This is a genomic window from Rhizobium sp. 11_C7_N12_5 (genome assembly GCF_051811145.1).
In the GTDB taxonomy this organism is placed as follows: Bacteria; Pseudomonadota; Alphaproteobacteria; order Rhizobiales; family Rhizobiaceae; genus Rhizobium; species Rhizobium lusitanum.
In genome coordinates, this window is record NZ_JBPWPY010000001.1 from 155,456 (window position 1) to 180,547 (window position 25,092).

Annotated in this window: 21 protein-coding genes; 15 read left to right on the top strand and 6 right to left on the bottom strand. The window is 61.7% G+C overall.

Going from position 1 to position 25,092, the window contains the following annotated elements; all coding sequences use genetic code 11:
* Positions 1-54 precede the first annotated feature (54 nt).
* Positions 55-792 carry a ligase-associated DNA damage response endonuclease PdeM gene (pdeM, locus tag AB8B29_RS00805; protein WP_037203172.1) on the top strand — a complete coding sequence of 246 codons (738 nt, stop codon included), beginning with the start codon at positions 55-57 and terminating at the stop codon, positions 790-792.
* Positions 793-798: 6 nt separating this feature from the next.
* Here the strand turns inward: pdeM and AB8B29_RS00810 are convergent, their stop codons facing one another.
* Positions 799-1,359: a dihydrofolate reductase family protein gene (locus tag AB8B29_RS00810; RefSeq protein WP_092575092.1), complete on the bottom strand. Its 561-nt coding sequence runs from the start codon at positions 1,357-1,359 to the stop codon at positions 799-801.
* A 109-nt stretch (positions 1,360-1,468) separates the two neighbouring features.
* On the opposite strand from AB8B29_RS00810, the gene AB8B29_RS00815 reads away from it, so the two are divergent.
* The gene (locus AB8B29_RS00815) at positions 1,469-1,972 is read left to right on the top strand and encodes a winged helix-turn-helix transcriptional regulator (protein ID WP_037203174.1); all 504 of its coding nucleotides are present in this window, start codon (positions 1,469-1,471) and stop codon (positions 1,970-1,972) included.
* On the opposite strand, the gene AB8B29_RS00820 is transcribed toward AB8B29_RS00815, so the two are convergent.
* From AB8B29_RS00820 to AB8B29_RS00830, 3 genes are all read right to left on the bottom strand, one after another.
* A complete protein-coding gene (locus AB8B29_RS00820) occupies positions 1,973-2,782 on the bottom strand; it encodes a TIGR02186 family protein (protein ID WP_037203175.1) in 810 nt (269 codons plus the stop codon).
* Positions 2,779-3,702: a sulfite exporter TauE/SafE family protein gene (locus AB8B29_RS00825; protein WP_037203176.1), complete on the bottom strand. Its 924-nt coding sequence runs from the start codon at positions 3,700-3,702 to the stop codon at positions 2,779-2,781. The genes AB8B29_RS00820 and AB8B29_RS00825 overlap by 4 nt, the downstream gene beginning before the upstream one ends.
* Before the next feature lie 299 nt (positions 3,703-4,001).
* Complete coding sequence (locus AB8B29_RS00830) at positions 4,002-7,685, bottom strand: peptidoglycan-binding protein (RefSeq protein WP_113118239.1); 3,684 nt, start codon at positions 7,683-7,685, stop codon at positions 4,002-4,004.
* A 485-nt stretch (positions 7,686-8,170) separates the two neighbouring features.
* Here AB8B29_RS00830 and AB8B29_RS00835 point away from each other — a divergent pair, with 485 nt between their 5' ends.
* The 4 genes from AB8B29_RS00835 to AB8B29_RS00850 all read left to right on the top strand — a co-directional run bounded on the left by AB8B29_RS00835 (position 8,171) and on the right by AB8B29_RS00850 (position 14,041).
* Positions 8,171-9,967: an acyl-CoA dehydrogenase C-terminal domain-containing protein gene (locus AB8B29_RS00835; protein ID WP_113118240.1), complete on the top strand. Its 1,797-nt coding sequence runs from the start codon at positions 8,171-8,173 to the stop codon at positions 9,965-9,967.
* Positions 9,968-10,063: 96 nt separating this feature from the next.
* Positions 10,064-11,272: an acetyl-CoA C-acetyltransferase gene (locus AB8B29_RS00840; RefSeq protein ID WP_439006071.1), complete on the top strand. Its 1,209-nt coding sequence runs from the start codon at positions 10,064-10,066 to the stop codon at positions 11,270-11,272.
* Positions 11,273-11,286: 14 nt separating this feature from the next.
* Entirely contained in the window at positions 11,287-13,497 is a 2,211-nt protein-coding gene (locus tag AB8B29_RS00845; RefSeq protein ID WP_439006073.1) for a 3-hydroxyacyl-CoA dehydrogenase NAD-binding domain-containing protein, read from the top strand.
* 100 nt (positions 13,498-13,597) lie between these two features.
* On the top strand, positions 13,598-14,041 hold the full coding sequence (locus tag AB8B29_RS00850) for a YybH family protein (protein ID WP_092575085.1): 444 nt from the start codon (positions 13,598-13,600) through the stop codon (positions 14,039-14,041).
* A gap of 8 nt (positions 14,042-14,049) precedes the next feature.
* Here AB8B29_RS00850 and AB8B29_RS00855 read toward each other — a convergent pair whose 3' ends face one another.
* Positions 14,050-15,261 carry an MFS transporter gene (locus tag AB8B29_RS00855; RefSeq protein WP_092575084.1) on the bottom strand — a complete coding sequence of 404 codons (1,212 nt, stop codon included), beginning with the start codon at positions 15,259-15,261 and terminating at the stop codon, positions 14,050-14,052.
* A 135-nt stretch (positions 15,262-15,396) separates the two neighbouring features.
* Here AB8B29_RS00855 and AB8B29_RS00860 point away from each other — a divergent pair, with 135 nt between their 5' ends.
* From AB8B29_RS00860 to galE, 4 genes are all read left to right on the top strand, one after another.
* Positions 15,397-15,963, top strand: coding sequence for a TetR/AcrR family transcriptional regulator (locus tag AB8B29_RS00860; RefSeq protein ID WP_037203186.1), 567 nt, complete (start codon positions 15,397-15,399; stop codon positions 15,961-15,963).
* A gap of 251 nt (positions 15,964-16,214) precedes the next feature.
* Positions 16,215-16,640: a large conductance mechanosensitive channel protein MscL gene (gene mscL / locus AB8B29_RS00865; protein WP_037203190.1), complete on the top strand. Its 426-nt coding sequence runs from the start codon at positions 16,215-16,217 to the stop codon at positions 16,638-16,640.
* Positions 16,641-16,784: 144 nt separating this feature from the next.
* Complete coding sequence (locus AB8B29_RS00870) at positions 16,785-17,951, top strand: pyridoxal phosphate-dependent aminotransferase (RefSeq protein ID WP_047641031.1); 1,167 nt, start codon at positions 16,785-16,787, stop codon at positions 17,949-17,951.
* Positions 17,952-18,210: 259 nt separating this feature from the next.
* Complete coding sequence (galE, locus tag AB8B29_RS00875) at positions 18,211-19,248, top strand: UDP-glucose 4-epimerase GalE (RefSeq protein ID WP_047641030.1); 1,038 nt, start codon at positions 18,211-18,213, stop codon at positions 19,246-19,248.
* 15 nt (positions 19,249-19,263) lie between these two features.
* On the opposite strand, the gene AB8B29_RS00880 is transcribed toward galE, so the two are convergent.
* Positions 19,264-20,190: a LysR family transcriptional regulator gene (locus tag AB8B29_RS00880; protein WP_047641029.1), complete on the bottom strand. Its 927-nt coding sequence runs from the start codon at positions 20,188-20,190 to the stop codon at positions 19,264-19,266.
* Positions 20,191-20,361: 171 nt separating this feature from the next.
* Here AB8B29_RS00880 and AB8B29_RS00885 point away from each other — a divergent pair, with 171 nt between their 5' ends.
* The 5 genes from AB8B29_RS00885 to AB8B29_RS00905 are packed head-to-tail and all read left to right on the top strand — an operon-like array spanning position 20,362 to position 24,948.
* Complete coding sequence (locus AB8B29_RS00885) at positions 20,362-21,570, top strand: ABC transporter substrate-binding protein (RefSeq protein WP_092575082.1); 1,209 nt, start codon at positions 20,362-20,364, stop codon at positions 21,568-21,570.
* Between the two features lie 15 nt (positions 21,571-21,585).
* Positions 21,586-22,368 (top strand): ABC transporter ATP-binding protein, encoded by a 783-nt coding sequence (locus AB8B29_RS00890; RefSeq protein ID WP_092575081.1) that lies wholly within the window; start codon positions 21,586-21,588, stop codon positions 22,366-22,368.
* A 2-nt stretch (positions 22,369-22,370) separates the two neighbouring features.
* Positions 22,371-23,072, top strand: coding sequence for an ABC transporter ATP-binding protein (locus tag AB8B29_RS00895; protein ID WP_092575079.1), 702 nt, complete (start codon positions 22,371-22,373; stop codon positions 23,070-23,072).
* 3 nt (positions 23,073-23,075) lie between these two features.
* Positions 23,076-23,963 (top strand): branched-chain amino acid ABC transporter permease, encoded by an 888-nt coding sequence (locus AB8B29_RS00900; RefSeq protein ID WP_092575077.1) that lies wholly within the window; start codon positions 23,076-23,078, stop codon positions 23,961-23,963.
* 1 nt (position 23,964) lies between these two features.
* Positions 23,965-24,948 carry a branched-chain amino acid ABC transporter permease gene (locus tag AB8B29_RS00905; RefSeq protein WP_037203203.1) on the top strand — a complete coding sequence of 328 codons (984 nt, stop codon included), beginning with the start codon at positions 23,965-23,967 and terminating at the stop codon, positions 24,946-24,948.
* The last annotated feature ends 144 nt before the right edge of the window (positions 24,949-25,092 follow it).

Genomic DNA, 25,092 nt, shown 5'->3' on the forward strand with positions numbered 1-25,092 from the left:
CGGTTATTGGACGAGATCATGCGAAACAGACGACAAAGGTAGAGTATTAGGGTGATGAACCGCCTGGCGCTAGCGCGAGATATCAACGGTCAAGGGAACGGCGCGACAACTGCGTCGGGCGCCGAGACCGTCGTTCACGGCGTTGCCGCCCTCTGCGATCCGCTCGGTGCCCTCTATCTGCCGGATGCCGGCATTCTCGTCGTCTCCGATCTGCATCTGGAAAAGGGCGCCGCTTTCGCCCGCCGCGGCATGCTGCTGCCGCCTTACGATACGCTGGCGACGCTGACCGTGCTGGCAGCCGTCATCTCCCGTTACGACCCGAAGCTCGTCGTCTCGCTTGGCGACAATTTCCACGATCGCCTTGGCTCGCAGCATCTGCCGGAGGAGTTTCGGAGCCTGATCGTCACCATGGCGCGCGGCCGCGAATGGATATGGATCAACGGCAATCATGATCCGGACGGTACCGTCGATCTGCCCGGTCATTCGGTTGACGAGATGCACTATGGCGGGCTGACCTTCCGCCACGAGCCGAAGACGGGACGGCATGCCGGCGAGATCGCCGGCCACCTGCATCCTTCCGCCACCGTCCGTCGCCGTGAGAAATCGGTGCGACGCCCATGTTTCGCCACGGACGGCGCACGTCTGCTGATGCCCGCCTTCGGCGTCATGACCGGCGGCCTCGACCTTCGCCACAAGGCCATGGCCGGCCTGTTCGAGCCGGAGAGCCTGATCGCCCACCTGCTCGGCCGCGACCGGATCTATTCGGTGCGGTTTGGCAATCTGTCGGCCTGAAGCATTTCAGGCAAATTTCACCGGCTCGTAGCGCAGGACCACCGCTCCCGTTTTCAGCGCTCTGGATTCAAGCAGCTTCAACGGTCTCTGCTCGGCTGCCGGCTTGAAATGCGGATTGCCGGCGCCCAGCACGACGGGAACGAGGCAGATGCGGATCTCGTCCACCAGATCAGCCTTGAGCAACACATCCGTCACCTCGGCGCTGCCGAAGACGAACATGGTCTTGCCGGGCTCTTCCTTCAACTTCCTGACTTCGGCGGCAATGTCGCGAACCACGCGGGTATTGTTCCATTCCGCCTTGTCGAGCGTCCGCGAGGCGGCGATCTTGGCGATACCGTTCATATAGGCGGCGATATCGGGTGTCTCAGTTGCGGTCCGCCAGTAGGCGGCCATTCCCTCATAGGTCTTGCGGCCGAAGATCAATAGGTCGCCCTCGTGGCCGAGCTCGGTCGCATAGCGTTCCAGTTCGTCGCCCCAGGTGAGCATGTGAAAATCGAGGTCCCATGGCTTGATTCCCTCGAAGTAGCCGTCGAGCGTCATAAGATTCCAGACAACAAGCTTCCTCATCGTTTTTCCTTCGCCATAACCGTATCATGATCAAAACCGCTTGCTAAATGCAAGCAGTTGAAAACTAGTTCGACTGATGGCAAAATGCAAGCAGTTTTTGGAGACTCTTATGGACGCATTGCACCGCTCAGGCTGCCCGATCAATCTGACGCTGGAAATCCTCGGCGATCGCTGGAGCCTGATCATCATCAGGGACATCATGTTCGGCAATCGCCGCCATTTCCGCGAGCTGCTGCAGAAGTCGGAGGAGGGTATCGCTTCGAATATTCTCGCCGACCGCCTGAAGCGGCTGGTCGAGCGCGGGCTTCTCACCCGTGACGATGATCCCACCCACAAACAGAAAGCCGTCTACAGCCTCACCGAGATGGCGATCGATCTCGTGCCGCTCTTTGCCCACATGGGCGCCTGGGGCCGCAAGCATCTTCCGGTCTCGGAGGAACTGTCGATCCGCGCCGAGCTGCTGGAAGAGGGTGGGCCGAAGCTCTGGGAGGATTTCATGGACGAACTGCGCGCCAGGCATCTCGGCAAGGTGCTGCCACCGGGCACGCCGTCGGTGCTTGGCAGATTGACGCAAGCCTATCTCGCGGTCGTCGAGCGCAAGAAAAGCGAATGATCAGCTTTTCCGGAATATGAAGCTTGCCGCCCATCCGGTAATCAATGCCAGCAAGACGGAGAACACGCCGTAGGTGATCGGTCGCTGGTGCGCGGCGTCGGTTATCATCTGCTCTATGCCGGTCTTGATGACCCGCAGCGGCAGGGATTTTTCGTTCAGAAACTTGCCGGTTTTGAAGAGATAGGCGCGCACCGTATGCACGCCGTTCGGCACATCGGCGGGTATTCTGAGCGTCGCTTTGAACAGTGTGGAACTGACGAAGCGCACGCCTGCCGGATCGCTTTCATAGAGGCCTCCGGCCGATTGCAGCCGGCGGAAGGCCTGCCGGAATTCCGGCACGTCAGCGACATTGCCGACGAAGCCGACCGGGGTCAGGGGAATATGGTCGACGCCGATGCCGCGGTCGCTGAGTTCGAGCGGCGCGGTGATATTGTCGACGGCGCGCGTGCTCGACAGAGAATAGGCCTGCGGCACATGCTCGAATGTCATCGACCGGGTGTTGACCCAGATGCCGAAGACGCGCTCTTTCCTACGCACCGTGGCGTTTTCGCGTGGGCCCTCCAGCACGACGACGATGTCATACTGGCCGATCGCCAGAAGCAGCTGGTCGGTGTTCGAAAGGGCGCCGAAGATCGTCAGGTCGGCGCCGGCGAAGTCTGAGGTGATGGCGATCTCGCTCGTCGAGGTGCCGATCTCCATAGTCTCGCGCGATGATGTCGAGGTCGTCGGCTGATCGAGAAGCACCTGCGCCTGGCCGCCGAGCGGCGCAAGCAGCAGTGTCGCGGCGATGAGCAAGCCGACGCGCCTCATCTGCTTACCCCTTCGAGGACGACAGAATAGACGTCTGCTGGCGTGACCACCAGGGCGATTGCCAGGCGAAGCCCGACGGCGAGAACGAGGAGGCCGAGCAAGGCGCGCAACTGCTCGCCGCGCAGCCTCTGGCCGACGCGCACGCCGTATTGGGCGCCGACGACGCCCGCCACCATCAGCAGGAAGGCCAGTATGATATCGACGGAATAGTTGGTTGCGGCCTGGACGATGGTGGTGAAGGCCGTCACGAAAATGACCTGGAACAGCGAGGTGCCGACGACCACGTTCGTCGGAACGCGCAGCAGATAGATCATGGCCGGCACGAGGATGAAGCCGCCGCCGATACCCATGGGCGTCAGCATGCCGACGAAGAAGCCGAGGCCGACGACCGGTATGGCGCTGAGATAGAGCTTGGATTTCTTGAAGCGCAGCTTCAGGGGCAGGCGCTGCACCCAGTTATGATGGCGCGGCTTGCCGGAGGACGGCGGCAGCTTTCCCGCGGCCCGGCGCATCGCCCGCACGCTTTCCCACAGCATCAGCGTTCCGACGGTGCCGAGCAAAAGCACGTAGATCAGCGAGATGATCAGGTCGATCTGGCCCAGTCGGCGCAGCAGCACGAACAGCCAGAGGCCGAACGTCGCACCCGCAAGGCCGCCCGCCAGAAGTATCGCCCCCAGCTTCAGATCGAGCGAGCCGCGGCGAAAATGGGTAAGCGCGCCCGAGACCGAGGAGGCGACGACCTGATTGGAGCCGGTGGCGACCGCGACGACGGGCGGGATGTTGTAGAAGATCAGGAGGGGCGTGATGAGAAAGCCGCCGCCGACGCCGAACATGCCGGAGAGGAACCCTACGGCTGCGCCCATGCCGAGAATAATGAGGATATTCACCGACAGTTCTGCGATCGGCAGATAGATCGTCACGCGTTGTTCCCATTTGCAGGCATTCCGGCATGTCGACCGGAGCCCGGACCATTTTCCCCTTTAAACAGCGGATTCTAATCTGAAATCGTTGCCAGAGCCTTAGGAAAAGCCATGCCGCTTCAGTTTTCGAATTGCTGGCTCCACTCTAGCGCGGATTTTTCCGCATTTCTGTGACGTTGATCCAGCAGACGGGTGACAGGATGTAGACGGCAGTGCGTATCGCGGCTCCCCGAAACGAAAAATGCCGGCATGGTGGCGCCGGCATGTCGATGTCCTGAACTCCGCAGGAGCCGCAAAGCCTATTTGTTGCGGGCCAGAAGCTCCTTGACGACCTGATCGGTCACCCGGCCGTCCGACGGCAGGCCGACCGACTTCTGGAAGCTTTTCAATGCCGCCACGGTCTTGTCGCCCATGCTGCCATCAGGCGCACCGGCGTCGAAACCGTTCTTGTTGAGGATCGCCTGGATGTTGCGAATAGCCTTCTTCATGTCGATGGAGGCTGTGTTCACGCCCTTGCCGGTCGTCCATTCCTCCGGAATGTCGGTGCCGTTGGCCTTGGCGTCGGTCGGCTGCACTTTCCAGAGGTCGACCTTGGCGCGAGCGCTTTCGAGATCGGCCGGCTTCATGGCGTTGGCGACCTCGTCGCGCTTCTGAGCGGCGTCCTTGTCGCCGCTCTTTGCGGCGATCGCGAACCACTTGTAGGATTCCTGCAGATCCGCCTTCACGCCGTTGCCGCGCGCATAGAGGATCGCGAGGTTGAACTGGCTGTCGGACACGCCGAGGTTGGCGGCGCGGATGAACCAGTTTGCCGCCGAATCATAATCCTGCTGGCCGGCAGCGCCCGAGGCGTAGAGGACGGCGAGGTTATGCATGGCGCTGGCGTTGCCCTGATTGGAGGCCTGCTCGTAATATTGCTTGGCCTTGGCCAGATCGTGGTCGATGCCGTTGCCCTTCTCGTACATGCTGGCAAGACGGTACTGCGCGGGCGCGTAACCCTTGTCGGCCGAAAGCTGATACCAGCTTGCCGCTTGCTTGAGATCCGCCGCGACGCCGCGACCATCCGTATAGCGTGCGCCGATTTCGAAAAGCGCGACCGGGTCGCCCGACTTGGCGGCGGCGGCGAGCGAAGGCGGCTGGATGCCGTCGGGCACACTGATGTCCGTTGGCGCTGAGGAAGCTGCTGCCGGCGCTGCCTTGTCGGCCGGAACGAAGGCTGCCGTCTGCTGTGCGGACGGCGGCGTGCTGCCGACCGGAGCCAGAGCCTCGCTTGCCTGGTTGCCGTCGAGCGGAGCAGCGACCGTCAGGTGATCGTTTGTCTGCGCAGGGGCCGGATTGGTGGGCGCTGCCGTCTGTTGAACGTCCGCCGCATTGCCCGTGGAAACGGCAGGCAAGGCGGATTGGTTTGCGAGCTGCTGGTTGTTCACCATCGGGCTTGCATTGGCGGCGATGCCGTTGGTCGCGGCGCTGGCTGCCGGCGAGGCCATCGTCGAGACCTCTGCGGGCGGCAGGGCCTTTTGGCCGCGCGTCAGCGTGTTGACCAGCGGAAACGCCATGATGGCGAGCAGGGCTGCGCCGACGGCAAGCAGGATCGGCCGACGGAAGCGCGAAAATGCACCGCCCTTTTTTGCGTCCTTCTTGGACGAAGGGGTCGAGCGCTGCGTCTGGTCGACTTCCATCGCCGCTGCCTGAGCGGCGCGGCGGGCTGCTGCGATATAGTCGGCGCGTTCGATTTCGGTCGGCTGGCGGCTGTTGCCGTTGCGCGCGGCATTCTGGCTGGCGCGCACGCGCTCCAGGATTTTTTTGATGTCGGGCGCGCCCGAGCCCGGCTCCAGCAGCGCGTTGGCCTCTTCGGCGGGCATCATGTCGGCGGGATCGATCGACGGCGCCTGTTCGATGACCGGGCGGTCCGGCGGGAAGATCGGTTCCGCCTTTTCGGGCGTGAACAAACGCTTGCCAAGGCTGGCGAGCAGACCGGCCTTCGAGCCGCTCTTCTTCGCAGCCGCCTTGATTTCGGCTTTCGTGTTGGCATCGATCGCTTCCGCGATGGCGACCTCGGAAGAGACGGCGGATTCGGCGGGCGCAATCGTGCGGATGATCGGCCCGGCCTTCTGCTGCCCGGCCATCGGCGGTTTCACTGCCGGCGCATTCTCTTCGGCGAAGACGTCGCTTTCGAAGCCGGCGCCGGGCATGGCAGGTGTCGGCCGGCGATGCTCCATGTGATCCAGGCGGTCGGCGATCTGCAGCAGCGTGCCATGCAGCGCCTCGAAGGTGCGGTGCGTGCGTTCGTCGCTGCTGCGGCTGAGATCCTCTAAATGGCGAAGATCCTCGGCGAGCGCGCTAAGAGCGGACATATCGGCGGCCTGCACGCCATTGCCGATCCCGCCGTCCCGGGAATAGGCCTCGACGACTGCTTCCGCCGCGTGGCGCGCCGCTTCGATGATGTATTCGTCATTGGTCGCCATATAGTCTTCGATGGCGCTCATCCGGCGGTCGAAATCGACCGGGATGTGGTCGGCAGCAGCCCTCGGTTCATTCGTCAGCAATGCGGACAGATGGGCAATCTGCTCTTCGAGATTGCGCAGCGCCTGCGTGTCCGTGGGCGCTGCGGCCGTGCTGGCCTCCAGCCGTGCCGCGATATCGGACAGGCGCCCCTCCAGCCGGTGAGCCATGCCGTCGTCGAGGCCGGCCGCGGGAAGCGGCGGATGAAAATCCATCTCGTCGATGCGGCGGGCCAGGTAATCGAGCCGGTCCGCCAGCACGTGATCGACCGACCCATGCTCCAGTGCATCGATCTTGTGGGAGATGTCGGCGAGATAACCGACGAGCTCGGGCTGCACGGCGGCCTTCTGCGAGTGCTCCATCATGTAGGAAAGCTGGTCCAGACGTTCCTCGAGCCGGGCGACGGCCTTGGCGCTGCCCAATTCGTCGATACGCACGGCGAGCGCTTCAAGACGACCGGAGAGATCGTCGGCCGGCTGGCGCCGCGCCGCATCGCGGCCCATCAGGTCTATCTGATCGGCAAGGCCGCCGATGCGGCCTTCCAGCCGTTGCATCGCCTGATCCTGCGGCTGCATCATGCTGCCGAAGCTCTCCACGGCGGTCGCGATCGCCAGCAGCTTGTTTTCCAGGGCATGCACGGCCGGGCTGTCGTTCCTGCCGGCCAGCTGCTGTTTCATGTCGTCGAGGCGATAAGCAAGCGAAACGAGCTCATCCTGCAGGCCGGCGGTGTCGATTGCCTTAACCTGGCGCTCGACATGATGCAGGGATTCCTCGCGGGCAAGGCCGTCCATCAGGGAGCGGAGCTCGTCGAACTCGGCCTTCAGGCCCATCGTTTCCGGCTGGCCAGCGAGTTGATTGATGCTGTCGGCAAGGCGAGTCATGTCTTCGCGAACGTCGGCGGCGAATTGCGTGTTCTGCGCGCTCTCGCGGATGTCGCGGATTTCGAGGCGTAAGGCGCCGACTTCGCGGGTCACGCTTTCGGCGATGTCACGCTTGAGATCCTGGCGAAGGTTGACGAGCGCCTGGGCGATGTCGACTGAGCTTTCGGCGGTCGGCCGCTGCGGCTGGCGCGCGGAGGTATAAGGATCGACCGGCCGGCGGGTCGGCTGTGGTTCGGCATGGGCGATATCGTCACGGCGCGCGTGCAGCCGCTCGCGGTTCGCCTCAAGCGCGCGCTGGCGCTGGCGGATCTCCGCAAGCGGGTCGGGACGAATATCGTTTTCCTGACGCTCGGCACGCAGCGGGCGTTCATAGGGTCGGCTGACCGGGGCCTCGCGTTCGACGCGGGGTGACATGCGCTCCGGTACGGCGGCCCGCTCGGGAGCGGCTGCATAGCCGCCGGCAACGCGCTGGCGGGTCTCCCGGGAGGCGGCGGTGCCCATCAGGCCCTCTATGCGCGCCTCCAGCCCCTCGATCGTGCGGCTCAAAGCGTCCAGCGACGCCCAGTCGCCCGTACCGGTAGGATTTGATCGCGATCCGCTCATGTCTTTTGCTCGCTTCGAACTATCGACCACTACGGGCCACCGGACTGACAGGACGAGGACATCGCGACGTTTCCGCGCCGCCCGCATCCCACCATTCGGAAAGGGATAAATATATTGGCTTTCCTCAAACCGAGCCGCAAAACGGCGTTTCCTCAAAGGACAAAATTGAAGAAACGCGAAGCATTGCTGCTCAACTCGTACAATTTACGAAACGTGGTAAACAACTCGTTAAGTTTTGCCGAAGTCTTAACCTTTTATTTCGGTTCCATAATCGAATGTTCGGATATTCTTATGAAGGGACTGCGCCGGCGGCACCTCCAAAACCGGTGTTTCCCACTGCCTGGATCCAACAGTTCCCGCATCGCCCGTCACCAAAATTTCAACGCGCGGCACAAATTTGACGTTTACGCAAACGTCAATATTTTGTAAGAGTAGCCCAGTGGCCGGAATCTGAGATCCGGCGGCGAATTGGAGGAATTCGAGAAATGCCAGTCTACAAGGCACCGGTGAACGATACGCTCTTCGTCCTGAACGATGTGCTCGGGCTCGAGCGTTACAACAATCTGCCGGGTTACGCCGAAGCCACGCCCGACATGATCGAAGCGATCGTCGGCGAAGCGGCCAAGCTGTCCGAAGAGGTGCTCTTCCCCCTGAACTATTCGGGCGACCAGGAAGGCTGCGTGCGCCATGATGACGGCACCGTCTCGACGCCGAAGGGCTTCAAGGACGCCTATCGCGCCTATCGCGAAGGCGGCTGGCTGGGCCTGGCGGTGCCGGAGGAGTTCGGCGGCCAGGGGCTTCCCTATGTGCTGCATTGCGCTGTCGGCGAATACACCTCCGCCGCCAATATGTCGCTGATGATGTATCCCGGCCTCACCCAGGGCGCGATCGCGGCCGTCCTCGTGCATGGCTCCGACGCGCAGAAGCAGACCTATCTGCCGAAGATGGTCGATGGCACATGGTCCGGCACCATGAACCTCACCGAGCCACATTGCGGCACCGATCTCGGGCTGCTGCGCACCAAGGCGGTTCCGCAAGGCGACGGCAGCTACAAGATTTCCGGCCAGAAGATCTTCATTTCCGCCGGCGAACACGACATGACGGACAATATCGTCCATCTCGTTCTTGCTCGCATCGAGGGGGCGCCTGAAGGCACCAAGGGCATTTCGCTGTTCATCGTTCCGAAGTTCCTCGTTAGGGAAGACGGTTCGCTCGGAGCGCGCAACCCGGTCTCCTGCGGCGCGATCGAGCATAAGATGGGCATCCATGGCAACGCGACCTGCGTGATGAACTATGACGAGGCCACCGGTTTCCTGATCGGCGCCGAGAACAAGGGCCTCAACGCCATGTTCGTCATGATGAACGAGGCGCGCCTCGGCGTCGGCCTGCAGGGGCTTTCGATCGCCGAGATTGCCTATCAGAACGCCGCCGCCTATGCCCGCGAACGCATCCAGGGCCGCGCGCTCTCCGGCCCTAAGGCGCCGGACAAGAAGGCCGATCCGATCATCGTCCATCCCGATATCCGCCGCACGCTGATGACCATCCGTGCCTTCAACGAGGCCGGCCGTGCCTTTCTGCTGTGGACGGCGCTGAAGTCTGATATCGCCCATCGCTCGCCAGACGAGAAGGAACGCCAGTCCGCCGACGATATTCTCGGCCTGGCGACGCCGATCCTCAAGGGCGTGATGACTGACAAGGGTTTCGAACATGCCGTCATGGCGCAGCAGGTGTTTGGCGGCCACGGCTATATCGAAGAGCATGGCATGAGCCAGTATGTCCGCGATGCCCGCATCACCATGATCTATGAAGGGGCCAACGGCATTCAGGCGCTGGATCTCGTCGGCCGCAAGCTGGCGCTGAACGGCGGCCGCGCCGTCATGGCCATGTTCAAGGAGATCGGCGATTTCTGCGAGGAGCATCGCAACGACGAACAGATGGGCTTCTTCACCAAGCATTTGAAGAAGGGCTTGAACGACGTGCAGGCCGCGACCATGTGGTTCATGCAGAACGCCATGGCCAAGCCCGACAATGCCGGTGCCGGCTCGACCGATTACATGCACCTCTTCGGCCTCGTCGTCCTCGGCTATATGTGGGCGAAGATGGCGAAGGCGGCGCAGGATGGCCTTGCGAACGGCGACAGCGCGCGCGAAGACTATTTGAAGAACAAGCTTGTCACGGCGCGGTTCTACATGGAGCGCATCATGCCGGAAACGGCGCTGCGCAAGGCCCGCATCGAAACCGGCGCAGACACGATGATGGAACTGGCGGCGGAAGCCTTTTGAATTCTACCTTCTCCCCGAGAGGAGAAGGGGGAATTCGCGGCTTCGGTCGCCATATGCTGAATTGGAAGGCGGCACGCCGCCGCAGGGAGATGAGACATGACCGAGGTTTTCATTTACGACCATGTGCGCACGCCGCGCGGGCGGGGCAAGAAGGATGGATCGCTGCACGAAGTGCCGTCCGTGCGCCTTGCCGCCAAGACGCTTGAAGCGATCCGCGACCGCAACGGTCTCGACACAGCGACGGTTGACGACATCATCATGGGCTGCGTCGATCCGGTCATGGAAGCCGGCGCCGTCATCCCGAGGGGGGCTGCCTTCGAAGCGGGCTACTCCACCAAGGCGCCCGGCATGCAGATTTCCCGTTTCTGCGCCTCCGGCCTCGATGCCGTGAATTTCGGCGCGGCCAAGATCGCGCAAGGGGCTGATGATATCGTCATTGCCGGCGGCGTCGAAAGCATGTCGCGCGTCGGTCTCGGCATGTCCGGCGGCGCGTGGTTCATGGATCCCTCGGTCAACTTCCCGGCCTATTTCATGCCGCAGGGCGTCTCAGCCGATCTGATCGCCACCAAATACGGCTTCTCGCGCGATGATGTCGATGCCTATGCCGTCGAAAGCCAGAAGCGCGCGGCCAATGCCTGGGAGAAGGGCTATTTCAAGAATTCCGTCGTCTCGGTGAAGGACATCAACGGCCTGACCATTCTGGACCGCGACGAGCATATGCGCCCCGGCACCGACATGCAGGCGCTGGCCTCGCTCAATCCCTCCTTCCAGATGCCCGGCGAGATGGGCGGCTTCGAAGCCGTCGGCATCCAGGCGCATCCGGAAGTGGAGCGCATCAATTATGTCCATCATGCCGGCAATTCTTCCGGCATCGTCGATGGCGCTGCCGCCGTACTGCTCGGCTCCAAGGCGGGCGGCGAGAGCATGGGCTTGAAGCCGCGCGGCCGCATCAAGGCTTTCGCCAATATCGGCTCCGATCCGGCGCTGATGCTGACCGGCCCCGTCGACGTCACCGAAAAGCTCTTGAAGCGCAGCGGCATGACCCTTGCCGATATCGATCTCTTCGAACTCAACGAAGCCTTCGCCGCCGTCGTGCTGCGCTATATGCAGGCCTTCGACATTCCGCACGACAAGATCAACGTCAACGGCGGCGCCATCGCCATGGGCCATCCGCTGGGTGCCACCGGCGCGATGATCCTCGGCACCGTGCTGGACGAGCTGGAGCGCCGCGACCTCAATACCGCGCTGATCACGCTCTGCATCGGCGCCGGCATGGGCACGGCCACGATCATCGAACGCGTCTGAGGGAGGGGAAACCAATGGCTTACACAAATTTCACTGTCGAGACCGACGCAGACGGCGTAGCACTCGTCACCTGGGACATGCCCGGCAAGTCCATGAACGTCTTCACCGCCGAGGTGATGGACGAGCTGAACGCCATCATCGACGCGACAGTTGCCGATGCAGCCGTCAAGGGCGTGGTCTTCACCTCGGGCAAATCGTCCTTCTCCGGCGGTGCCGATCTGTCGATGATCAAGTCGATGTTCTCGTTCTATCAGGAGGAGAAGGCCAGGGATCCGGCCGCCGCGACGCAGAAGCTCTTCGATCTTGTCGGTCGCATGACCGGCCTGTTCCGCAAGCTGGAGACCTGCGGCAAGCCGTGGGTTTCGGCCATCAACGGCACCTGCATGGGCGGTGCCTTCGAGCTGTCGCTGGCCTGCCACGGACGCGTCGCTTCAAGCGCCAAGAGCGTCAAGATCGCGCTGCCCGAGGTCAAGGTCGGCATCTTCCCGGGTGCCGGCGGCACGCAGCGTGTGTCACGATTGACTGACGCTCAATCGGCTTTGCAGATAATGACGACGGGCCAGTCGCTGACGGCGGTGCGCGCCAAGGCGATGAACCTGGTGCATCAGGTGGTCGAGCCGGATCAGCTGATCCCCGCGGCCAAACAGATGATCAAGGACGGCCTGAAGCCGGTCGCACCCTGGGATGAAAAGGGTTTCAAGGCGCCGGGCGGCGGCATCTGGACGCCGGCCGCAGCCCAGCTCTGGCCGGCAGCCCCGGCCATCCTGCGCCGCGAGACATCGGGCAATTATCCGGCCGCACTCGCTATCTTGAAATGCGTCTATGAAGGTCTGCAGGTTCCCTTCGACACCGGCCTGAAGATCGAGCAGCGCTATTTCACGCATGTGCTGCAGACCACCGAAGCCTATTCGATGATCCGCTCGCTGTTCATCTCCATGCAGGAGCTCGGCAAGGGTGCCCGCCGCCCGGCGGGACAGCCCAAGACGGAGTTGAAGAAAGTCGGCGTTGTCGGCGCCGGTTTCATGGGGGCTTCCATCGCCTATGTCACCGCAGCGGCCGGCATCCCGGTCACGCTCATCGATCGTGATATGGAAGCCGCGACCAAGGGCAAGGGTGTCGGCGAAGGTTTGGTCAAGGATTCAATTGGTAAGGGAAGACTGACTCAGGATGAGGGAGCAGCCCTGCTTTCCTGCATCACGCCCTCGGCCGATTACTCCGATCTGAAGGATGCGGATCTCGTCATCGAGGCGGTGTTCGAGGATCGCGACGTCAAGAAGGCCGTCATCGAAGCGGTGGAAGCCGTGCTGCCGGCAGGCGCCATCTTCGCCTCCAACACCTCGACGCTGCCGATCTCCGGCCTTGCCAGGAATTCCAAGCGCCCGGCGGATTTCATCGGCGTCCATTTCTTCTCGCCCGTCGAGAAGATGATGCTGACCGAGGTCATCCTCGGCAAGGAAACGGGCGACCGTGCCATTGCCGTCGCGCTGGATTACGTCGCCGCCATCAAGAAGACGCCGATCGTCGTCAACGACACCCGCGGCTTCTTCGTCAATCGCTGCGTCTTCCGTTACATCCATGAAGCCTATGACATGCTGATCGAAGGCGTGCCCGCGGCGATGATCGAGAATGCCGCCAAGATGGCCGGCATGCCTGTCGGCCCGCTGGCGCTCAACGACGAAGTTGCCATCGATCTGTCCTACAAGATCCTGAAGGCGACCGTCGCGGATCTCGGTGAGAAAGCGGTCGATCCGCGTCACATGCAGCTAGTCAGTGGTCTTGTGGAAGGCGAAGGTCGCCTCGGTCGGAAGAATACCAAGGGTTTCTACGACTATCCGCCGAAACCGGCCAAGAAGTCGCTTTGGCCGGGCCTGAAAGAGCTTTATCCGCAGAAGAAGGCCGATGACGTCGATGTCGGCGTGCTGAAGCAGCGCTTCCTCGTCACCATCGCGCTTGAGGCGGCGCGTACCATGGAAGAGGGCATCGTCACCGATCCACGTGAGGCCGATGTCGGCTCCATTCTCGGCTTCGGCTTTGCACCTTATACCGGTGGCGCGCTGTCTTACATCGATGGCATGGGCGCCCAGGCTTTTGTCGATCTCTGCGAAAAGCTCGCGACGGCCTATGGTCCGCATTTCAAACCAACGGCACTCCTGAAGGACATGGCCGTGAAGGGCGAGAGCTTCTACGGCCGCTTCAATCCCTACGGCGTCGAGAAGGCGGCTTGAGGCAATAATCCATCGCGGACAGCAAAAAATGGGCCGCTTCTGTCGGGAGCGACCCTTTTCGTTCGTCCTCTGCTCAGTCCATCAAACCGAGGAGAGTGACATGACAGAGATCATCGGCAATCGCGACGAGGCCGAAGCCATTGGTGCCGTGCTTGCAAGCTGGGCCACCGCCCTTGGCAACAAGCATGCGGCTGGTGTCGTTGGGCATCTGAGCGACGATATCGTCAGCTTCACGCTGGCGGCACCCCTGGTGCACAAGGGCAAAGGTGCAGATGGCTTGGAGAATTGGTTTTCGACCTGGCAAGGCCCGATCGGCGGCGATGCCGTCGACGTCAAGCTGACTGTCGGTGAAGACGTCGCCTTCTGGACCGGGCTTGTGCATATGACTGGCCGGAAGACCGATGGCTTCGAAGTCGACCTCTGGTTCCGCCAGACGCTCGGCCTCAGAAAGCAGGCCGGCGTCTGGAAGATCGTGCATGAGCACACGTCGGTGCCATTTGCGATGGACGGCAGCGGCCGCGCCGAACTCGAACTGAAACCGTAAGGATTATCTTACGCTATGCTCAAGGGTTTCTCCTTGCCAGCCCGCAGGGCAACGACACCCCAGCCGACCAGCAGAAGGATCGCCGCCGCGTAAATGTCGGCTGCCGCAGCAAATCCGAGCGCCTTCGACAGGAAGCCTGCCAGGATCGCCGGCACGCTGAAGGCGAGGTAGCTCTGGATATAGAAGGCCGAAAGCAGCCCGGCGCGCTCGTCCGGCTTCGCCAGCGGCATGATGCTGCGCACGGTGCCGAGGAAAGTCGCGCCGAAGCCTGCGCCGGCGATCAGCGTTCCCGCGGCAAGGATCGACACCTCAGCCGCATGCACGCCGGCGACGACAGTCAATACGCCGAGCGTCATGCTCGATATGCCAAATGTCATTGATGTCGCGGACGATCTCTTGCGCAGCAGAAACACAGCACCCGCGCCGCTGATCGTCAGCGCCGCGACCACGGAGCCGCCGACGAGAGGCGCCGTGCTGCCGGTCGTCGCACTCACGAGCGAGGGCACCAGCGATAGATAGAAGCCGCCGAGGGCCCAGACGGCAACATTGATCGGCGTCAGCGCCAGCAATGTGCGGCGAGCCTGCGGCGGAACCGCCACTTCCGGCTTCAGCGATGCGAGAAGCCCGGCCCGGCGTCGGGTCGTTTCCGGCACCAGCCAGAGAAGCACGGCCTGAATGGCAAGCAGGACGAGCGTCACGGCATAGACAGACAGCGTTGGCGCCGGCGCGTACTCGACCAGCAGGCTCGTACCGAGCGCGCCGATCGCCATGCCGGCAAGCGGCGCAAGGCTGTTGGTGATCGAACCCTTGATCGGATCGAGATCGACAAGCGCGGCGCCGATGGAGCTTGCTGCGGCGCCCGTTGCCAGGCCCTGCACGATGCGCGCGGCAATCAGCCAATTCGGACCCTCGGCCATTAAAAACAACGCCATCGCCACCATATTGAGGAGGATGGACACAAAGATCACCGGGCGGCGGCCGAGATGATCGGAGATCGAACCGACGATGAGCAGCGCGACGAGCAGGGCGAAGGCATAGACGGCGAAGATCACCGTGATCAGCACCGGCGAAAAGGCGAAGGCCTGCTGGTAGAGGCGATAAAGCGGTGTCGGCGCGGAGGAAGCGGCAAAGAACAGGGCGCTCGTCGCTGCATAATAGAACGGCGCCAGGCGTCTGGCCGGCGAAATCGGAGTGCTGGCAGTGGATTCGATCGAGGGCATCGACTATATCCTGCTTAAAGCTAAAAGATTGCGTTAGGCTCATATAGAGCGCCGCATGCACAAAAGCAAATAATTTGCGTTAGTGGACAGTCAACCCCGTTCACGATAGGCAAAAGGGAAAGATTGGCAAGGTTTATGGGCTATAGGGAAAACCCGCGTCCGGGTGGGCGCAGCGCCAGGGTTCAGGCTGCGGTGCACCAGTCCGTCCGCGATATGCTCTCGACAATGGATCGCGCCGATGTGACGATCCCGTTGATTGCGCAGCGCGCCAATGTCACGCCGTCGACGATCTATCGCCGCTGGGGCGATCTGCAGGAGCTCCTGGCCGATGTCGCTGCCTCGCGCCTGCAGCCTGACGGCGCGCCGCCAAAGATCGGCAGCGCGCGCGACGATCTCGAAGCCTGGGTCGAGCAATATGCAGACGAAATGGCCTCCGGCGTCGGCCGGGAGATGATCCGCGATGTGCTCTCGGCCGCCGATGCGACAAATGCCGAAAGGTGCAGCGGCTACACCCAGCATCAATTATGTGTGCTCATTGCCCGGGCCAAGGAATACGGTGAAGCCTTTCCGACCCTGGTCGAGCTGATGGATCACGTCATTTCGCCGATCATGTATCGCGTCCTTTTCGATCAGGCGCCCGGCACAGATTATGTTCGCGAACTCATCGCACGAGCAATGCCGAGGGACACATCCCGAACTTGAGACGGCGTCGATTCCGGCGCACGACTCACCAGACGCTGTCGGGCTGTCTTCTTTGCGACTTTGATTGGTTGCCCGCAACTGACGAACAAGTTAACGGATGAATACACGCAAAAATTGTCAATGCAATGGAATTTCCTTGGAATACGCGTGCCGGAATGGGGCTCTTCGTCAATTTGTTATTGAAAAATAAAGCAGAAGATGATGCTAATTATCTTTAGCGAATTCAACGGCAACGCGAAGGGGTCTGCTCAATGCTTAATGAATTCAAGGCATTTATCGCACGCGGCAATGTCATGGATCTCGCCGTCGGAGTGATCATCGGCGGTGCTTTCGGCGGCATCGTGAAATCGCTGGTTGACGATATCATCATGCCGGTCGTCGGTGCGATTTTCGGCGGCTTCGATTTCTCGAACTACTTCTTCGGTCTCTCCTCGGCGGTCAATGCGCCGACACTGGCGGCTGCCCGCGCCCAGGGTGCGGTTTTCGCCTACGGTAATTTCATCACCGTCCTCATCAACTTCCTCATCCTCGCCTGGATCATCTTCCTGATGGTCAAGGGCGTGAACACGTTGCGCAAGCAAGTCGAGCGCAAGGAAGAGAAGATCGCCGAGGCAGCGCCTCCGCCGGCGGATGTGCAGTTGCTCACCGAGATCCGCGACCTTCTCGCCAAGCGTTGAGGGGGTTCCGCGCCGCTGATTTTAAAGCCTCGGCCCGACAAGGGCCGGGGCTTTATTCATCACCAAAATCGATCGATCACTAAGGCAAAGTCATGGGATTTGCCCACCATTGTGCTCTATGAAGGCGAAAACCGGAGACTTTGCATGTCGATACTGAATAGCCTCAGCCCGCGTGCGCTTGCAGCACCCGAAAGCGGGATCGTCGAAGTTGTGAATTATGCCCGTGGCCGTGACGGCCTCCTGCCGCTCTGGGTCGGCGAGGGCGATCTGCCGACGCCGGATTTCATCAATCGCGCCGCCATGGCCTCGCTCAACGCCGGCGAAACCTTCTACACCTGGCAACGCGGCATTCCGGAACTGCGCCAGGCGCTCGCCGATTACTATGGCCGGCACTTCGGCACCTCCTTGCCGATGGAGCATTTCTACGTCACCGGCTCCGGCATGCAGGCGATCCAGCTTTCCGTACAGGCGATCACCTCGCCCGGCGACGAAATGGTCTATCTGACACCCGCCTGGCCGAATATCGCCGCCGCGCTGGAGATATCAGGCGCCCGCTCCGTCGATGTGCCGCTGCAGTTCGAGAATGGCAAATGGTCGCTCGATCTCGGGCGTCTCGAGGCTGCGATCACGCCGAAGACCAAGGGTCTTTTCATCAACACCCCATCAAACCCGACCGGCTGGACGGCAACGCATCAGGATCTTGCCGATATTCTGGCGCTGGCGCGAAAGCACGGTCTCTGGATCATGGCCGACGAAATCTACGCGCTCTACTATTATGCCGGCGGCCGCGCGCCGAGTTTCCTCGATATCAAGGAAGCCGACGACAAGATCCTCTTCGTCAATTCCTTCTCGAAGAACTGGTCGATGACCGGCTGGCGGGTCGGCTGGATCGTCGCGCCGGCCGAACTCGGCCAGGTAATCGAAAATCTCGTACAATATTCGACATCCGGCGTCGCGCAATTCATGCAGCGCGGCGCGGTCGCCGCCCTGAACGAGGGCGATGACTTCGTTCGCTCGAACATCGCCAAGGCCACCCGTTCTCGCGATATTCTCTGCGATGCCCTGATCGCCACCAATCGCGTGCAGACGCTGAAGCCGGATGGAGCGCTCTATTCCTTCCTCAAGATCGACGGCGTCACCGACAGCCGCGGAGCCGCCATCGACATCGTCGACAAGACCGGCGTTGGCCTCGCGCCCGGAACGGCTTTCGGGCAGGGCGGCGAACTCTTCCTGCGCGCCTGCTTCCTGCGCGACGCGGCTCAGGTCGCCGATGCCGCAGAGCGGTTGAGCCGGTATATTTTGAGTTTGTAACGAGAAGCATCTTCGCGATTGCCGCACCTCTGATACCCCCTCTGTCACGACAGTGACAGAGGGGGATGCGCATCCTCCTCGATATCGATACTTACCCGTCGTATAGCCAATCGATAAAATGCGACCGATCCCGCAAATCCCTACCTAACCATAGAAACAAACTTCCCCTTCCTACAGTCTGCTCAGCGCAGGCTTTTAATCAAATCGCACGAATACAACCCTCATATATCGCCGATACGACTTGGCGGGGACGCGAAGAATGACGGTGTTGGTGACGGGCGGAGCCGGATATATCGGCAGCCATATGGTCTGGAGATTGCTTGAAGCGGGCGAGGACGTGGTGGTCGTCGACCGCCTTTCGACCGGTTTTCGCTGGGCTGTTCCGCCCGCCGCCCGGTTCTATCTCGGCGACATGGCGGACGAAGCGCTGCTGCAGAAGATTTTCGCCGAAAACGACATAGACGCCATCATCCACTTTGCCGGTTCGGCCGTGGTGCCGATGTCGATCGAGGATCCTCTCGCCTATTACGAAAACAACACCGGCAAGACCCGCATCCTGATGAGCGCCGCCGTCAAGGCTGGCATCCGTCATTTCGTCTTTTCTTCCACCGCCGCCGTCTACGGTCCGCAGCCCGCGGAAAGGCCGGTCAGCGAAGGCGCACCATTGCGGCCTGAATCGCCCTATGGTCAATCCAAGCTCATGTCGGAGCTGATGCTGCGCGATGCCGCTGCGGCCTATGATTTCCGTTATGTCGCGCTGCGCTACTTCAACGTCGCCGGCGCCGACCCTAAGGGGCGGGCCGGCCAGTCGACCGAGGGTGCGACCCATCTCATCAAGGTTGCCTGCGAGGCGGCACTCGGCCGCCGCCATCAAGTGGATATCTATGGCACCGACTATCCGACGCATGACGGAACGGGCGTTCGCGACTACATCCATGTCAGCGATCTTGCGGACGCGCACCTCATGGCGCTGCGCCATCTGCGCAGCGGCGGCCGGCCGCTGGTCGCCAATTGCGGCTATGGCCTGGGCTATTCCGTGCTTGATGTGCTCAACATGGTCATGCGCGTCCATGGCCGTGCTTTCCGCATCCACATGTCGCCGCGCCGGCCGGGCGACACGGCCAGCGTCGTCGCCGATGCGACGCTCGCCCATCGGGAACTCGGCTGGGCGCCGAAATACAATTGCCTGGAAACGATCGTGCGCTCGTCGCTGGATTGGGAACTGCAGCTTGCGCAACGTTCAAGCTTCGATGCGGGCGGGCTCAAGAAGGTCTACGCTGCCCCGAGCATCCGGTAGCCGGAGCCGACGGCATCAACTGTCAGCACCTCTCCAAGGCCCGAGAAAGGCCGGCGCATTCCGGCGTACGGCTTCCGTCAGAAAATCGATGACGGTGCGCACGCGCGGCGATTGGCGCAGATCGCGGTGGCAGGTGATCCAATAGTGGCGCTTGAGATCCACTTCCTGCGGCAGCACGACCTGCAGATCCGGATGCTTGCCGGCGATGAAAAACGGCAGCACGCAAAGCCCCAGTCCGTTCTTGGTCGCCGTCAGTTGCGCGAAGATGCTCGAGCTCTGGAATTGCGGCCTGATGCGCGGATGGACGTCGCCGAGATAGTCCAACCCCGGCGCGAAGATCATGTCCTCGATATAGCCGATGAAAGCGCAGTCGGGCAGGTCGTCGCGGCTCTCGATCGCTCGATGGCTGGCGAGATAATCTTGCGATCCATAGACCTGAAGGTGATAGTCGGTCAGCTTCTCGGTGAAATAGGGGCCGGCCTTCGGCGGGTCGAGCACGACGACGATGTCGGCCTCCTTGCGCGAGAGCGACATGATCTGCTGGATGGTGATCAGCTCCAGCGAAATGGTCGGATGTTTAGCCGTGAATTCCGGCAGCACGCCGGTAAAGAAGAAATTCGAAAAGCCTTCCGGCGCGCTGATGCGCACTACACCGCGCTGCGCCGCCGATCCGGCGGAAAGATCCGTCCGAAGACGCTCGGTTTCCTGCTCCATGCGCTCCGCCGTGTCGATGAACCGCTGGCCCATGCCCGTCAGCATGTAGCCGCGCGGATTGCGCTCGAAGAGCTTGACCTTCAGGGCGAATTCCAGCCGGTCGATGCGGCGCGAAACGGTGGCATGGCTGGTGCGCAACTGCCGGGCCGCGGTCGAAAGCTGCCCGGTTCGCGCCACGGCGAGGAAGAATTGCAGATCGTCCCAGGTAAAGTGCGGCGTGCCCTTCATGTTTCCCCCTTCTGTTCAAAAATGAACAGACCCTGTTTGGAATTAATTGCAATCGCGACTTGCGTCAACGCGCGATTTCCTTGATCCTGCACGTCTCGGAAAGTCGTTTGGAGGAAAGCGGCTGGCCAATTTTGAACAGATTCATTTTTGCCAAATCTCTGGGAGGAGAATATGCGAAAGAGTCTTATTGCATCCCTGGCACTTCTGCTTGCAACCAGCACAGCGGCTTTCGCCGCCGGCGCGTCCGACGGTGTCGTCAAGATCGGCATCCTGAATGACCAGTCGGGCGTCTATGCCGATTTCGGCGGCAAGTCGTCCGTGGAGGCTGCAAAGATGGCCGTCGAGGATTTCGGCGGCAAGGTGCTCGGCGCGCCGATCGAGATCGTCGATGCCGACCATCAGAACAAACCGGATATCGCTTCGAACATCGCCCGCCAGTGGTACGACCAGGACAAGGTCGACGCGATCATGGAGCTGACGACCTCGTCGGTGGCGCTTGCCGTGCAGGCCGTCGCCAAGGAGAAGAAGAAGATCGATATCGTCACCGGCGCTGCAACGACGGATCTGACAGGCAAGCAATGCTCGCCCTATGGCTTCCACTGGGCCTATGACACGCATGCTCTGGCCGTCGGCACCGGCGGCGCGCTGGTCAAGCAGGGGGGCGATACCTGGTTCTTCCTCACGGCCGACTACGCCTTCGGCTATTCGCTGGAGCAGCAGACCGGCGATTACGTCAAGGCAAGCGGCGGCAAGATTTTGGGTTCCGTTCGCCATCCGCTGTCGACGAATGATTTCTCATCCTTCCTTTTGCAGGCGCAATCGTCCGGCGCCAAGGTCATCGGCCTTGCCAATGCCGGCCTCGATACCTCCAACGCCATTAAGCAGGCCTCGGAATTCGGCATCACCCAGGGCGGCCAGCATCTGGCGGCACTTCTCTTCACGCTCGCCGAAGTCCACGGCCTCGGCCTGCAGGCGGCTCAAGGGTTGACGTTGACCGAGGGCTATTACTGGAACCTCGACGACAAGAGCCGCGAATTCGGCAAGCGCTTCTTCGCCCGCACCGGCAAGATGCCGAACATGATCCACGCCGGCACCTATTCCGCCGTCACGCAATATCTGAAGGCGGTGCAGAAGGCCGGCACTGATGATACCGAGGCCGTCGCCAAGGAACTGCATGAAATGCCGGTCGATGATTTCTTCGGCCGCGGCGGCACGGTCGGCGCCAACGGCCGCATGATCCACGACATGTATCTGCTCCAGGTCAAGAAGCCGGATGAGAGCAAGCAGCCGTGGGATTACTTCAACGTGCTGGCAACCATTCCTGGCAAGGAAGCCTATATCGATCCCGCCAAGAGTGGTTGCGATCTCGTCAAGCAATGAGGTTACGGCCGGCCGATGGCGATATCAGCAATAGATCAGCATGAAGAGCCTCGGGTGGTCTTGTCCGCCCGGGGACTCCGCCGCGATTTCGGTGGTTTTACCGCCGTCAAGAATGTCGATCTCGATGTGCAGCATGCCCGCGTCCACGCGCTGATCGGCCCGAACGGCGCCGGCAAGACGACGGTGTTCAACCTGCTCACCAAGTTCCTGCAGCCCACCCACGGCACGATCACGCTGCTCGGCACCGATATTACCCGCACGAGACCCGACAAGGTGGCGCGCATGGGCCTCGTGCGCTCCTTCCAGATTTCGGCTGTTTTTCCGCATCTGACCGTGCTCGACAATGTTCGTGTCGCCTTGCAGAGGACGAGCAATCTCGCCCATCAATTCTGGCGGCCGATCTCGGCGCTCGACAGCCTCAACGCCCGCGCCGAGCAGCTTCTCGCGTCCGTCGGACTTTCGAAGGAGCGGGATGCCGTTGCCGCCGATCTTTCCTATGGCCGCAAGCGCGTGCTGGAGATCGCGACGACCCTGGCGCTCGACCCGAAAGTGCTGCTGCTCGACGAGCCGATGGCCGGCATGGGGCTGGAGGATGTCAACACCGTCTCCGCCATCATCCGCGAGGTGGCGCGCGACAGGGCCGTGCTGATGGTGGAGCATAATCTCTCCGTCGTCGCTGACATCTGCCATCAGGTGACCGTGCTGCAGCGCGGCGAGATCCTGGCTCAGGGCGATTACGCCACGGTCAGCCGCGACCCGCGCGTCCGCGAAGCCTATATGGGCATGGAGGAGGCTTGAGGATGGCGGCGTTGCTCGAAGTCCAGGGGCTGAATGCCTGGTATGGCGAAAGCCACATCCTGCATGGCGTCGACATGCGGGTCGGCGAGGGCGAAACCGTCACCATCCTTGGCCGCAACGGCGTCGGCAAGACGACGACATTGCGCACCATCGTCGGCATCGTCCGCGCGCGCAAGGGCAGGATCGCCTTTGCCGGCGCCGACATGATGCAGGTGCCTTTGCACAAGACCGCCCACAAGGGCATCGGTTTCGTTCCGGAGGAACGCGGCATCTTCTCGACGCTCAGCGTCTATGAAAACCTGATGTTACCGCCGGTCGTGGCATCAGGCGGGATGACGGTCGACGAGATTTTCGAACTGTTTCCCAATCTGCACGAGCGCCGCAACAGCGCCGGCACCAAGCTTTCCGGCGGCGAGCAGCAGATGCTCGCCATGGCGCGCATCCTGCGCACCGGCGTTCGCATGTTGCTGCTCGACGAGCCCACGGAAGGCCTTGCGCCCGTCATCGTCCAGCGCATCGGCGAGGTCCTGCAGAAGCTCAAGGCGCGAGGGATGACCATATTGCTGGTCGAGCAGAACTTCCGTTTCGCCAGCCGCATTGCAGACCGCTTCTATGTGATGGATCACGGCCAGATGGTCTCGGAGTTTCCGGTCGGCGAACTGCCCGAGCGCATGGACATGCTGCACAAAGCGCTGGGGGTCTGAACCATGACGACGATATTCGGTATCCCCACCCAGGCCCTTCTCGGACAATTGCTGATCGGCCTCATCAACGGCTCCTTTTATGCGCTGCTGAGCCTGGGGCTCGCGATCATCTTCGGCATGCTGCGGGTGATCAATTTTGCTCACGGCGCGCTTTACATGCTCGGCGCCTTCACAGCCTATCTGCTGCTCGCCTATGCCGGGATCGGCTATTGGCCGGCCTTGATCGTGGCGCCGCTGATCGTCGGTCTGTTCGGTGCCCTCGTCGAGCGGCTATGCCTGCGCCAGCTTTACAACATCGATCCGCTCTACGGCCTGCTCTTCACTTTCGGCATGGCGCTGACCATCGAGGGCACGTTCCGCTATCTCTACGGCTCCTCAGGCCAGCCTTATGCGGTGCCGGCGGAACTGGCGGGTGCCAGGAACATCGGTTTCATGTTCCTGCCCGTCTATCGCGGCTGGGTGATCATCGCCTCTCTCATCGTCTGCATCGGCACTTGGCTGCTGATCGAGAAGACCAAGCTCGGCGCCTATCTGCGCGCGGCGACGGAAAATTCCGTGCTCGTCCAGGTCTTCGGCGTCAATGTGCCCGTGCTCCTGACGCTGACTTATGGTTTCGGTGTCGCACTTGCCGCCTTTGCCGGCGTGCTGGCGGCGCCGATCTATCAGGTCTCGCCGCTGATGGGATCGAACATGATCATCATCGTCTTTGCCGTGGTCGTCGTCGGCGGCATGGGGTCGATCATGGGCGCGATCGTGACAGGTTATATGCTCGGAATTGCAGAGGGCCTGACCAAGGTCTTCTATCCGGAAGCGTCGAATATCGTCATCTTCGTGATCATGGCGATCGTGCTGCTCATCAGGCCCGCGGGCCTCTTCGGTCGGGATGCGTGAGATGGTTGATCTGACCACATTGGGATCCAGGCGACACCAGAGGTTTTCGGCGCAGAAACTGCTGCTGGTTATCGGCGTCGTCGGGCTGATCTGGGCGCCGTTCTTCATCTACCCGATCTTCGTCATGAAGGTGCTTTGCTTCGCACTGTTCGCCTGCGCCTTCAACCTGCTGCTCGGCTATGCAGGCCTGCTCTCCTTCGGTCATGCCACCTTCTTCGGCGGTGCCGCCTATTTCACCGCCTATGCGGTGAAGGAGTGGGGCGTGCCGCCGGAGCTCGGCATCCTGATCGGCGTCGCCGGCGCGGCGCTGCTCGGCCTGGTCATGGGCTTCGTCGCGATCCGACGGCAGGGCATCTACTTCGCCATGATCACGCTGGCGCTGTCCTACATGTTCTATTTCTTCTGCCTGCAGGCTGCGTTTACCCATGGCGAGGACGGCATTCAGTCCGTGCCGCGCGGCTATCTCTTCGGCATCCTCGATCTCAACAATTCCTTCAACATGTATTATTTCGTCCTCGCCGTGTTCCTGATCGGCGTTCTGATCATCTGGCGCTTCATCAATTCGCCTTTCGGCATGATCCTGAAGTCGATCCGCGAGAATGAGCAGCGGGCGATCTCGCTCGGCTATTCCGTCGCGCATTACAAGCTCGGCGCCTTCGTCATGTCGGCGGCGCTGGCGGGGCTCGCCGGAGCGGTCAAGGCGCTGGTCTTCCAGTTCGCGACGCTCACCGACGTCGCATGGCAGATGTCGGGCGAAGTGATCCTGATGACCCTGCTCGGCGGCATCGGCACGCTGATCGGCCCGCTCTTCGGCGCGGGATTCGTAGCGACCCTGGAAAACTACCTCGCGACGTCGGAATTCCCCGTCACCATCATCACCGGCATCGTCTTCATGGTCTGTGTCCTGCTCTTCCGGCGTGGCGTCATCGGCGAATTCTATGCGTCGCGGCTGGGACGGAAGCTGGGATTTGAATATCGGCGTTGATTGGTTGCCTTTCCTTCTCCCCGTTCGCGGGGAGAAGGTGCCCGAAGGGCGAATGAGGGGCTATTTCGAGATTGATCCGCAAGCCGGGATTTGCCGAACCTTCATGCCCCTCACCCTAACCCTCTCCCCGCACGCGGGAGAACG

What these genes read in the sequence shown, in the direction of transcription:
- pdeM (WP_037203172.1), top strand. Translation starts at nt 55, where the DNA reads ATGAACCGCCTGGCGCTAGCGCGAGATATCAACGGTCAAGGGAACGGC.
- AB8B29_RS00810 (WP_092575092.1), bottom strand. Translation starts at nt 1,359, where the DNA reads ATGAGGAAGCTTGTTGTCTGGAATCTTATGACGCTCGACGGCTACTTC.
- AB8B29_RS00815 (WP_037203174.1), top strand. Translation starts at nt 1,469, where the DNA reads ATGGACGCATTGCACCGCTCAGGCTGCCCGATCAATCTGACGCTGGAA.
- AB8B29_RS00820 (WP_037203175.1), bottom strand. Translation starts at nt 2,782, where the DNA reads ATGAGGCGCGTCGGCTTGCTCATCGCCGCGACACTGCTGCTTGCGCCG.
- AB8B29_RS00830 (WP_113118239.1), bottom strand. Translation starts at nt 7,685, where the DNA reads ATGAGCGGATCGCGATCAAATCCTACCGGTACGGGCGACTGGGCGTCG.
- AB8B29_RS00835 (WP_113118240.1), top strand. Translation starts at nt 8,171, where the DNA reads ATGCCAGTCTACAAGGCACCGGTGAACGATACGCTCTTCGTCCTGAAC.
- AB8B29_RS00840 (WP_439006071.1), top strand. Translation starts at nt 10,064, where the DNA reads ATGACCGAGGTTTTCATTTACGACCATGTGCGCACGCCGCGCGGGCGG.
- AB8B29_RS00845 (WP_439006073.1), top strand. Translation starts at nt 11,287, where the DNA reads ATGGCTTACACAAATTTCACTGTCGAGACCGACGCAGACGGCGTAGCA.
- AB8B29_RS00850 (WP_092575085.1), top strand. Translation starts at nt 13,598, where the DNA reads ATGACAGAGATCATCGGCAATCGCGACGAGGCCGAAGCCATTGGTGCC.
- AB8B29_RS00855 (WP_092575084.1), bottom strand. Translation starts at nt 15,261, where the DNA reads ATGCCCTCGATCGAATCCACTGCCAGCACTCCGATTTCGCCGGCCAGA.
- AB8B29_RS00860 (WP_037203186.1), top strand. Translation starts at nt 15,397, where the DNA reads ATGGGCTATAGGGAAAACCCGCGTCCGGGTGGGCGCAGCGCCAGGGTT.
- mscL (WP_037203190.1), top strand. Translation starts at nt 16,215, where the DNA reads ATGCTTAATGAATTCAAGGCATTTATCGCACGCGGCAATGTCATGGAT.
- AB8B29_RS00870 (WP_047641031.1), top strand. Translation starts at nt 16,785, where the DNA reads ATGTCGATACTGAATAGCCTCAGCCCGCGTGCGCTTGCAGCACCCGAA.
- galE (WP_047641030.1), top strand. Translation starts at nt 18,211, where the DNA reads ATGACGGTGTTGGTGACGGGCGGAGCCGGATATATCGGCAGCCATATG.
- AB8B29_RS00880 (WP_047641029.1), bottom strand. Translation starts at nt 20,190, where the DNA reads ATGAAGGGCACGCCGCACTTTACCTGGGACGATCTGCAATTCTTCCTC.
- AB8B29_RS00885 (WP_092575082.1), top strand. Translation starts at nt 20,362, where the DNA reads ATGCGAAAGAGTCTTATTGCATCCCTGGCACTTCTGCTTGCAACCAGC.
- AB8B29_RS00890 (WP_092575081.1), top strand. Translation starts at nt 21,586, where the DNA reads ATGGCGATATCAGCAATAGATCAGCATGAAGAGCCTCGGGTGGTCTTG.
- AB8B29_RS00895 (WP_092575079.1), top strand. Translation starts at nt 22,371, where the DNA reads ATGGCGGCGTTGCTCGAAGTCCAGGGGCTGAATGCCTGGTATGGCGAA.
- AB8B29_RS00900 (WP_092575077.1), top strand. Translation starts at nt 23,076, where the DNA reads ATGACGACGATATTCGGTATCCCCACCCAGGCCCTTCTCGGACAATTG.
- AB8B29_RS00905 (WP_037203203.1), top strand. Translation starts at nt 23,965, where the DNA reads ATGGTTGATCTGACCACATTGGGATCCAGGCGACACCAGAGGTTTTCG.